The organism is Mesorhizobium sp. M0016 (assembly GCF_040324035.1).
GTDB lineage: Bacteria > Pseudomonadota > Alphaproteobacteria > Rhizobiales > Rhizobiaceae > Mesorhizobium.
Genome location: NZ_JAMYVM010000019.1, coordinates 1 through 10,368 on the forward strand (window position 1 = coordinate 1; position 10,368 = coordinate 10,368).

At 62.9% G+C, this 10,368-nt stretch carries 6 protein-coding genes, 1 tRNA gene and 1 pseudogene; 2 read left to right on the top strand and 6 right to left on the bottom strand.

The window, feature by feature from the left end:
• Positions 1-56: 56 nt before the first annotated feature.
• Positions 57-2,294 carry a mannose-1-phosphate guanylyltransferase/mannose-6-phosphate isomerase gene (locus NKJ88_RS23575; protein ID WP_023715689.1) on the bottom strand — a complete coding sequence of 746 codons (2,238 nt, stop codon included), beginning with the start codon at positions 2,292-2,294 and terminating at the stop codon, positions 57-59.
• A gap of 11 nt (positions 2,295-2,305) precedes the next feature.
• A complete protein-coding gene (locus NKJ88_RS23580; protein ID WP_023715690.1) occupies positions 2,306-3,826 on the bottom strand; it encodes a phosphomannomutase/phosphoglucomutase in 1,521 nt (506 codons plus the stop codon).
• Positions 3,827-4,026: 200 nt separating this feature from the next.
• On the opposite strand from NKJ88_RS23580, the gene NKJ88_RS23585 reads away from it, so the two are divergent.
• Positions 4,027-4,103, top strand: a tRNA-Pro gene (locus NKJ88_RS23585).
• Between the two features lie 168 nt (positions 4,104-4,271).
• Complete coding sequence (locus tag NKJ88_RS23590) at positions 4,272-4,610, top strand: hypothetical protein (RefSeq protein ID WP_352445763.1); 339 nt, start codon at positions 4,272-4,274, stop codon at positions 4,608-4,610.
• Between the two features lie 41 nt (positions 4,611-4,651).
• Here NKJ88_RS23590 and NKJ88_RS23595 read toward each other — a convergent pair whose 3' ends face one another.
• The 4 genes and pseudogenes from NKJ88_RS23595 to NKJ88_RS23610 form a co-directional block, all read right to left on the bottom strand.
• Positions 4,652-6,271, bottom strand: coding sequence for an ABC transporter ATP-binding protein (locus NKJ88_RS23595; protein WP_023752769.1), 1,620 nt, complete (start codon positions 6,269-6,271; stop codon positions 4,652-4,654).
• A 47-nt stretch (positions 6,272-6,318) separates the two neighbouring features.
• The gene (locus NKJ88_RS23600) at positions 6,319-7,446 is read right to left on the bottom strand and encodes an ABC transporter permease (RefSeq protein ID WP_023743707.1); all 1,128 of its coding nucleotides are present in this window, start codon (positions 7,444-7,446) and stop codon (positions 6,319-6,321) included.
• A gap of 9 nt (positions 7,447-7,455) precedes the next feature.
• On the bottom strand, positions 7,456-8,379 hold the full coding sequence (locus tag NKJ88_RS23605) for an ABC transporter permease subunit (RefSeq protein WP_023684574.1): 924 nt from the start codon (positions 8,377-8,379) through the stop codon (positions 7,456-7,458).
• Positions 8,380-8,805: 426 nt separating this feature from the next.
• Positions 8,806-10,173, bottom strand: a pseudogene (locus NKJ88_RS23610) (peptide ABC transporter substrate-binding protein); the annotation flags it as partial.
• Between the last annotated feature and the right edge of the window lie 195 nt (positions 10,174-10,368).

The following is a 10,368-nucleotide window of genomic DNA, read 5'->3' on the forward strand; positions in this document are numbered from 1 at the left end:
CCCCCCTCTGCCCTGCACGGCAGAGGGGGGTGCCTCGCACCGGCCTCTCAACAACCTCACCCCTTCTGCGCTGTCCCATCAAGATACTGCGTCAGCGCGCAGACCAGATGATAGAAGATGCTGGCCGGCACGTCCGATGCCAAGGAGCGGCCGCGTTCGTCGATGCGGTCGATCCACAGGCCGAGCGGCGCCGGGTCGATGTGCCAGCGGAATAGCCGGCCGACGCGCGCCTCGATTTCGGGCTTGAGGTCGGGACCACCCGAGCCATCCAGCGCAATCGCCGCCTTGATCGCTTCGGCCTGTGGCCAGCTCCGCGACACAAGGTCGAGCGGCAGGCCCTGTCTGGAGACCGCGCCGTAGGCAAGGCCGGTGGCGCGGTTGAGGCCGTTGGCGATGGCCGAGGCGTAGAGCTTGCGGGCAAAATTGCTCAACTCGCCCTGACCGCTGTGGGCGACGAAATCGGTCAGCAGCGAGGCCCATTCGAAATGATGGCCGGGCTCGGTCCATGTGCCCTTCTCGCCGGCGGTCGGCTTCCACCCGGCGTCGAAATATTCGCCCAGCGTCCAGCTCTCGGCATCGAAGAAATGACTGCGGAAAAGGTCGATGATGCGCGCGGCGCGGCGCAGATAGGTGCGGTCGCCGGTCGCCTCATACCAGGCGAGGAAGGCCTCGAGCAGATGCATATGCGGGTTGGAGCGCCGCTCGCCCTCGCCGTCCGACGTCTCGAGGAAGCCGGTCATGCGGCTGTCCTCGAGATGCGCGTCGAGGAACACGAAGGTCTCCTGGCCCAGCCGCAGCGCATCCGGATTGCCGCACATATGCGCATGCGCCAGCGCCAGCAGCACGCAGGAATGGTCGTAGGCATCCTCGGTTGGGTCGGCGACGGAGCCGTCGACATTGAGCGTGCGCACCCAGCCGCCCCGGTCCGTGCGGCCCTTGCCGGCCATGAAGGCGATGCCATGGGAGATCAGGCGATCGGCTGGACCGTCCCAGCCGCGGGCCTTGGCAACGGCGAAGGCGTAGACTTGCCTCGCCGTCGTGCGCATGCGCTTGGGCTTCAACAGCGCCTCGCCGTCGAAGCCGAGCGCCTCGTGGAAGCCGCCATGACGCTCATCGACGCCTGAAGTCGACCACAGCGGCAAGGTCTCCTCGAACAGCCAGTGATGCACGCGCCGCCGCCAGGCACCGCTTTCGATGACGCGGTCATGCGCCGGGGTGAACCTGGTTTCCAGACGGCCCGATTTTTCCAGCTGCTCGACGATCTTCTTGACGTGCTGGCTGTGACTGACCGGCGCGACGAAGGTGGCATCCGCCGTCGAGACGATCGCGACGTCCTTCATGCCGATCGCCGACAAAAGCCGGCCGTCGCTTCTGATGTAGGAGTTCTCGCAATCGATGGCGACAACATCGCCGACGACGACATTGCCATTGGCATCAGCAGGGCCGACATCGAGCAGCGACTGCCAGGAGCCGAGGTCGTTCCAGCGGAAGCCGGCCGGCACCATGGCGATGTCCTTGGCCCGTTCCATGATGGCGTAGTCGATCGAGTTCGACGGGATGGCGGCGTAGAGGTCGAGCGGCATATAGAGGCCGGACAGATCCGAAGTCGCTGCCTTGTAGGCCGCTTGGGTGGCCTGCCAGATGTCGGGCTGGAAGGCCGCAAATGCATCGCGCATGGCGCTGGCGCGAAACAGGAAAATGCCGGTGTTCCAGTAGAAGGTGCCCGCACTGAGATAGCTCTGCGCGGTGGCGAGGTCGGGCTTTTCGACGAAGCGCGACACGTCGAAGACGCCGCCGCTTTCGGCTGCGACTTCGATATACCCATAGCCGGTCTCGGGCTGCGTCGGCTTGATGCCGAACACCACCAGACGGCCGGAAAGGGCTGCCTGGCTGCCAGCCTCGACGCTCTGCCAGAACTGCTTGGGCGTGGCGATTTCATGGTCTGACGGCACCACCAGCACCAGGCTGTCGCCGAACTCCGACAATGTGCGCAACGCGGCCAGCGCCACGGCGGCAGCCGTGTTGCGCCCGGTCGGCTCGAACAGCGGGCCACCGCCGGCGAGGTCGAGGCCGGCAAGGTCGGCATGCACGCGCTCGGCATGGCGCTCGGCGGCGATCAGGAAGATCGGCGTTTCGCCCTCCGGCCGCGCCGTCAGCCGGCGCAGTGTCTTGGCCAGCATCGAGCCGTCGCCGGAAAGATCGTGGAACTGTTTCGGGTTGTCCTCGCGCGACAGCGGCCACAGCCGCGAACCGACACCGCCGCTCATGACAAAACTGACGATGCGCTCGGTCATGAAAGGTCCAATCAGAACGTCTGGTTGTAAGCGCCGACTTCGGGGCTGCGGCGCAGCACGGCGTCGACCGCCTCGAACATCTGCCGGCGGCGGTCGGACGATACCGGGCTTTCGACAACCACGACAAGCTCCGGCTTGTTCGACGACGCCCGTACCAAGCCCCAGGTGCCATCTTCGGCCACGATGCGCACGCCGTTGACGGTGATCAGCTCGGCGATCTTCTGGCCGGCAAAAGCCTTGCCGGCGCGCTGCATCGCCTGGAAGTCCGCCACCACCCGATCGGCCACGCCGTATTTCACGTCATCGGCGCAATGCGGCGACATGGTCGGCGTGCCGAAGGTCAGCGGCAGCGCGCGATAGAGATCGGCCATCGAACTTGTGGGGTTGCGGACGAGCATCTCACAAATGGCTATTGCCGTGATGAGACCGTCATCATAGCCGCGGCCGATCGGCGGATTGAAGAAGAAATGGCCCGACTTCTCGAAGCCGGCGACGGCGCCAAGCTCGGCGACGCGGCGCTTGATGTAGGAATGGCCGGTCTTCCAGTAATCTGTCTTCGCGCCGTTGGCGCGCAGGACGCTGTCGGTGTTGAACAGGCCGGTCGACTTGACATCGACGACGAAGGTCGAGCCGGGATATTGGGTTGATATGTCCCGCGCCAGCATGACGCCGACCTTGTCGGCAAAAATCTCGTTGCCCTCATTGTCGACCACGCCGCAACGGTCGCCGTCGCCGTCGAAGCCCAGCCCGATATCAGCACCTGTTTCCAGCACTTTGTCCCTGATGGCATGCAGCATCTGCATGTCTTCCGGGTTCGGGTTATAGCGCGGAAAACTGTGGTCGAGCTCGACATCGAGCGGGATCACCTCGCAGCCGATGCGCTCCAGCGCCTGTGGCGCGAAGGCGCCGGCAGTGCCGTTGCCGCAAGCCGCCACGACTTTCAGCTTTCGCGCGATGCGCTTGTCGCTCACCAGATCGTCGAGATAGGTCTCGCGAAAACCGGAGACGAATTCGTAGGAGCCGCCGCCGGCGAGATCGAAGTCGCTCGACAGCACGATGTGTTTCAGTGCGCTCATCTCCTCTGGTCCGAAGGTGAGCGGCCTCGCCGCACCCATCTTGACTCCGGTCCAGCCATTCTCGTTGTGCGACGCCGTGACCATGGCGACGGATGGTGCGTCGAGCGCGAACTGGGCGAAATAGGCCATGGGCGACAGCGCCAGGCCAATGTCTTTCACCTTTGCGCCCGCAGCCATCAGGCCGGAAACCAGCGCCAGCTTGATGGCAAGCGAATAGGAACGGAAATCATGCCCGGTGACGATGTCGGGACCCGCGCCAAGACGGCGGATCAAAGTGCCCAGGCCCATGCCCAACGCTTGGACGCCGATCAGGTTCAGGTCCGGCGGTTGCGTCGAACCGGCATGGCCAAACCACCAGCGCGCGTCGTATTCGCGAAAGCCGGACGCCTTGATCAGCGCTTCGGTTTCGAATTCGAAGCTGTTGGGCCGGGCGTCGCCTACGATTTTCAGGGGCAAGGCAGCAAAGCTCCAGATGGCGAAAACACGATCTATCGAGGCTGCGACTTAGCACACAAGGCTTTAAGCCGGGTTTATCCCGGGAGGGAAAGCCAAGCTTTGCGGCAATGCCCAACGAAAGCCAACGAAATGCGACAGAAGCGCTGCCATTGCCGCTTGCAGGAACGGTATGCGGCAGCTATAAGCCCGCGGTCTGGTCACGGAGTGTAGCGCAGCCTGGTAGCGCACCTCGTTCGGGACGAGGGGGTCGCAGGTTCAAATCCTGCCACTCCGACCAGAAAAAACAGACACTTAGGTGTTTGTTCTCCCGACCCACAAGATAGCTTGATGCAAACCGGCCGCGTCGGCGTCGCTGTCAGCATGGTGTTTTGACGCGACAACCTTCCGCGCTACCTCGATAATAGGAATGCCGCCGAGACAGCGGCCGGAACGAGGTTTGCGGAAGATGAATTTGTTGATTTCAAGCCGGCTGTCAGCGCTGCTCGCTTTGTCCCTGGCGGCAGGCTGCTCATCGCTGGGCAGCGCGGTGAACCCGGCGAAATACGACAGCATGACATGCGCCGAGCTCAACACCGCCGTGGGCGATACCGCGCGCGACATCTCGCAAACCGCCATCACCCGCGGCAAGGTCGCCAACACCAGCCTGCCGAACTGGCTGCTCGGCGGCACGCGCGTGAAGACCGCCGTCGCCAACCGCGAAACCGCCAGGATCGAACGGCTGAAGCAGGGGCAAGAGGCCATTGTCGCGACAAGAGCCAACAGATGCCCCAGGTCAGCGGGCTAAGCGAACTGGCCCTACCCTGACTATCGGCTGAACGTCACGCCTTAAGCACTCAGCCTGAAGCGCGTGACATCGATCGCCGCAGCCATCAGCGTCTGGGTGTAGGCGGCCTGCGGGTTGCTGAAGATCTCTTCCGTCGGGCCTTCCTCGACGATCTTGCCCTGCCTCATGACGATGATGTAGTCGGCCATGGCGCGCACCACGGAGAGATCGTGGCTGATGAAGAGGTAGGACAGTTCGTGGTCGGCCTGCAGCTTGCGCAGCAATTCGACGATCTGCTTCTGCACCGAGCGGTCGAGCGCCGAAGTCGGCTCGTCCAGCACCACCAGTTTGGGCTTCAGGATCACGGCACGCGCGATGGCGATGCGCTGGCGCTGGCCGCCGGAGAATTCGTGCGGGTAGCGGTTGCGTGCGTTGGGGTCGAGGCCGACCTCGAGCAAGGCCTCGACGGCGCGCTGATCGCGTTGCTTGCCTGACAGGTTCGGCTCATGCACCAGAAGCCCTTCGGTGATGATCTGGCCGACGGTCATGCGCGGCGACAGCGAGCCGAACGGATCCTGGAAGACGAGTTGCATCTCACGACGCAGCGGCCGCATCGCCTGGCGGTCGGCGGTGGAGATGTCGCGGTCGCCGAAGCGGATGACACCGTCGCTGGGTAACAGGCGCAGAAGTGCGCGGCCGAGCGTCGATTTTCCCGAACCGGACTCGCCGACGATACCGATGGTCTGGTTGCGCTTCAGCCGGATCGAAATGTGATCGACGGCGCGCAGCAGCAGCGGTTCGCCGGCAAGGAAGCCGCCGCCGATCTTGAAGGTCACTTCGACATTGCGGCCCTCCAGCAGCACAGGAGCGCTGGGCGGCGGCGCCGCCTTGGTGCCGGTCGGTTCGGCGGCCAGCAGCATTTTGGTATAGGCATGCTGCGGGTTGGCGAAAAGTGCTTCCGCCTCGCCTTCCTCGACGACTTCGCCATAGCGCATGACATAGACGCGGTCGGCAAAGCGCCGGACGATGCCGAGATCGTGGGTGATGAAGACGATGGCCATGCCGAGCTTGCGCTGCAATTCGGCGAGCAGCACCAGGATCTGCGCCTGGATGGTGACGTCGAGCGCCGTCGTCGGCTCGTCGGCGATCAGGATGTCGGGGTCGTTGGCCAATGCCATGGCGATCATGACGCGCTGGCGCTGGCCGCCCGACATTTCGTGCGGATAGGATTTCATCCGCCGCTCGGGATCGGGGATATGCACCAGCCTGAGCAGCTTGAGCGCCTCGTTCCGTGCCTCGGCTGCGTTCAGCCCGCGGTGCTTGCGGATCGGTTCGATCAGCTGGTTGCCGATCGAATAGAGCGGATCGAGCGAGGTCATCGGCTCCTGGAAGATCATGCTGATCTTGGCGCCGCGCACCTTGTTGAGGTCGGGCTTGCTCATGGTCAAAAGGTTGCGGCCGCGATAATCGACGTGACCCGTCGCCTCGCCGTTGGACGCCAGCAGGCTCATCGCCGCCATCATGGTCTGGCTCTTGCCGGATCCGGATTCGCCGACCACGGCAACGGTTTCACCTGCCTTGACGTGGATGTTGATGCCCTTGACCGCTTCGACCGCGCCGTCGAGCGTGCGGAAGCGGACGCGAAGGTCTTTGACGCTGAGGATCGTTTCGGGCGCTTCCATCGCAACGGTCCCCATATTATCGGTCCCCATCTTTATCGGTCCCATCTTCATCGGTCTCTCGGATCGAGCGCGTCGCGCAGGCCGTCGCCGACGAAGTTCAGCGCAAACAGCGTCGAGACGAGGAAGAAGGCGGGGAACAAAAGCAGCCAGTTGGCGGTGCCGATGTTCTTGGCGCCGACCGAGATGAGCACGCCCCAGCTGGTCATCGGTTCCTGCACGCCAAGGCCAAGGAAGGACAGGAAACTTTCCAGGATGATGACCTGCGGCACCAGCAGCGTCATGTAGATCACCACTGGTCCGAGCAGATTGGGGATGACATGGCGCAGCAGGATGCCGCGCTGGCCGACGCCCATGGCTTCGGCCGCCTGGACATACTCCTGCCGCCGGATCGACAGCGCCTGGCCGCGCACGATGCGCGCCATGTCGAGCCACAGCACCGCTCCCACCGCCAGGAACATCAGCACGAAGTTGCGGCCGAAGAACACCACCAGCATGATGACGAAGAAAATGAAGGGCAAGGAATAGAGCACGTCGACGATGCGCATCATCACCTCGTCGATCTTACCGCCGGAAAAGCCTGCCGCCGCCCCGTAGAGGACGCCGATGACCACGGCGACAATGCCGGCAAGCAGGCCGATGGCCAGCGAGATGCGCCCTGCCATCAGCGTTCGCGAGAGAAGATCGCGACCGGTGTTGTCGGTGCCGAACAGGAAGTACTGCTGTTTGACCGACGCAGTCATAGTCAATTCGAGCCCGTCGGCCGATTTGCTCTCTATCTTGGTATCGTCGAAGGCATCGGAGCGGTCGAGATAGCGGATGTTGCGGTCGTCGATCGGTTTGGTCGAGGTGACGGTGACGGTGACGCGACTGCCGTCCAGTTTCCACTCCTTGATGTCGACGCGCATGCGCTTGACGGCATCCTTGAGCGCCGTCTCGATCATGTCGGGCTTCGGATAGGCTGAAAAGCTTGGCGGCGTGCGCACATAGTCGGCATAGATGGTGGTGTACTGATGCGGCACGAACCAGGGGCCGAAGATGCTGATGACGCCAATGAAGGCCAGGTAATAGAGGCTGAACATGGCGGCGCGGTTGGCTTTGAGGCGCGCCCATGCGTCGCCCCAGAGCGAGCGGCCGACGACGGCCGGCGGAGCGGCGGCGGCTGTGATGTCAGTCATAGCGCACCCTCAGTCATAGCGTACCCTCGGGTCGACGACCGCGTACATGACGTCGACGATCAGGTTGAAGACGATGGTGAAGAGCGCGATCACCACCACGGTCCCCATCACCAGCGTGTAGTCGCGGTTGAGCGCGGCATCGACGAAATAGCGGCCGACACCGGGAATGGAGAAGATGGTCTCGACGATGACCGAACCGGTGAGCAGCGCCGCGGCTGCCGGACCGGTGAAGGAAACGATCGGCAGGATGGCGCCGCGCAGCGCGTGCTTGACCACCACCGACCAGTCGGAGAGGCCGAGCGCACGCGCCGTTCGGATATGATGCGAACGCAAGCTCTCGATCATCGACCCGCGCATCAGGCGGGCAACGATGGCGATCTGCGGCAAGGCCAGCGTCAGCACCGGGCCGATCTTGTTGATCAATGCGCCATCACCCCAGCCGCCGATCGGCAACAGCTTCCAGGTCAATCCGAACACCAGCTGAATCACAGGAGCGATGACGAAGGTGGGGATAGTGCTGCCGGCGGTCGCCAGCGCAATCACCGTATAGTCGCCAAGCTTGTTCTGGTTGAGCGCGGCGATGGTGCCGAGCACCGAACCAAGCAGCAGCGCCAGGATCAGCGCCGAGGTGCCGAGCTGGACCGATATCGGCAGCCCCTTGGCAAACAGTTCGGTGACGGTGAAGTCAGGCAAATTGTAGCTCGGCCCGAAATTGCCGCGCAGAAGATTGCCGAGATAGTGGGCATATTGCAGCCAGAGCGGATCGTCGAGGCCGAACTGTGCTTCCAGATTGGCCCTGATCTCGGGACTGAGGCCCCGCTCCTGATTGAAGGGGCCGCCCGGTGCGACGCGTATCAGGAAGAACGCCATGGTCACGATGACGAATAGCGTCGGAATGGCGGTCAGAAGCCGCCGTAAGATGTATCGCAGCATCGGCGCCCCGCTTCGGCCAGAGCGACATACGTCCATGCGGACGCATTGCCACGCTCCGGCGCCAAATCTTCGCACCGGGCTTGCCGAAAATCGACCACGACTTTCGGACCGGTGCGATGACCGACCAGTCCGCCCCGCCCGGAGGGGGCGGGGCGGTCCAGTCAAGGATGATTATCAGTCCTTGGAGACGAAGCGGGACGGATGGATGTCCATCACATTGTCATCGAAGCCATGCAGCTTCGAGGAAACGATATCGTGGAAGCTGTAGTAGAGAAGCGGAATGTTGCCGACGTCATCGACAAGGATGCGCTCGGCCTCGGTGAGGTCCTTCATGCGCTCTTCCGGCTTGCCGCCGGCAGCCGCGGCCTTGTCCATGGCCGCCTCATATGCCGGGCTGACGTAGCTCGAATAGTTGTTGCCGCTGGCCTTGCGGGTGATGCCGAGGAAGGTCTCGGGATCCTTGTAGTCGGCGATCCAGGCGGCACGCGCCACGTCGTAGTTGCCCTTCTGCTCGAGGAAGGAATAGTGGGTCTTGGTATCGGTGTTCAGCAGCGTGATCTCGACGCCAAGCGGCTTCAACTGTTCCTGGATGGCAACCGCGGTGTTCTTGTGGTTTTCCGAGGTGTTGTAGCGGATCTCCATCTTCAGCGGATGCTCGGGCGTATAGCCGAGTTTCTCAAGGATCTTCTTGGCGGCGTCCTCGCGGTCGATCTGCGGCATGTCGGCGTATTTGGCCATTGCCGGCGTGTAGCCGGCGATGCCCGGAGGCACCATCGAATAGCCGGGCAGCATGGAATTCTGCCAGACCTTTTCGGCCAGGAAGTCGCGGTCGATCGCCATCGAGATGGCGTTGCGCAGCTCGACATTGTCCCAGGGCGCCTTGTCGGTCTTGATCGCGTAATAATAGGTGCCGAGATACGGTCCGACGCGGACCTGATCGCCGAACTTGGTCTTGAGGTCAGCGAGCTGTTCGGTCGGCAGGTCGCCGTAGCTGTCGAGTTCGCCTGCCTCGAAGCGCTTCATCGCCGAAGAGCGGTCTTCGGTCGGGATGTAGTTGACTACGTCCATCTTGACGGTCGCGGCATCCCAGAATTTCGGATTCTTGACCAGCTTCATGTGGTCGTTGGGAATCCACTCGGCCAATGTATAGGCGCCGTTCGAAACGAGATTGCCCGCCTTGATCCAGTCGGCGCCGAGCTTGTCGATCGAGGCCTTGTTGACCGGATAGGTAGCTTGGTGGGTCAGCATCTCCAGGAAGTATGGCGTCGGCGCCTTCAGCGTCACTTCCAGGGTGTTGGCGTCGATCGCCTTGACGCCCATGTCCTCGGGCTTGCCTTTCTTGGTGTTGACTTCCTCGGCGTTCTTCACGGGATAGAGCATGGAAGCGTATTCAGCGGCGGTCGCCGGATCCTCCAGCCTACGGAAGGAATAGACGAAGTCGTCCGCCGTCACCGGGCTGCCATCCGACCACAAGCCGTCCTTGCGCAGCTTGAAGGTGTAGACGGTGCCGTCATCAGATACCGTCCAGCTTTCGGCGGCGCCCGGGATGAGGTTCGTCTTCTGATCGTGCATGACCAGTCCCTGGAACAGGTCGCGTATGATATCGGCTTCGTAGACGGTCGAGGTCTTGTGCGGATCGACCGTCTCCGCTTCGGCGGCGCTGCCTCTGTTATAGACGGTCTCGGCAAGGGCCGGCGTCAGGAACGTGCCTGCGGCAAAGGTCATGGTCGCGGCGACAAGCGTCGCCTTCAGCATATTTTTCAGCATGAAGTCTCTCCCTGTGGCGCTGCCCATCGGCTGCGCCTTACGAGTGTTGACGCCCCGGAACCGATTTCTGGCCCCTTCGAGCGCGCCGCCGGTTCCCGTTCCGGCAGCTGGTGGCAGGAGACTAGACAGACGGAAATATTATTTCAACCGAGTCTTGCTTGACGCTAAGTGAGCATCCTCACCCTAAACCAGCCATAGCTAATCTATATTACCAGGTTCAAT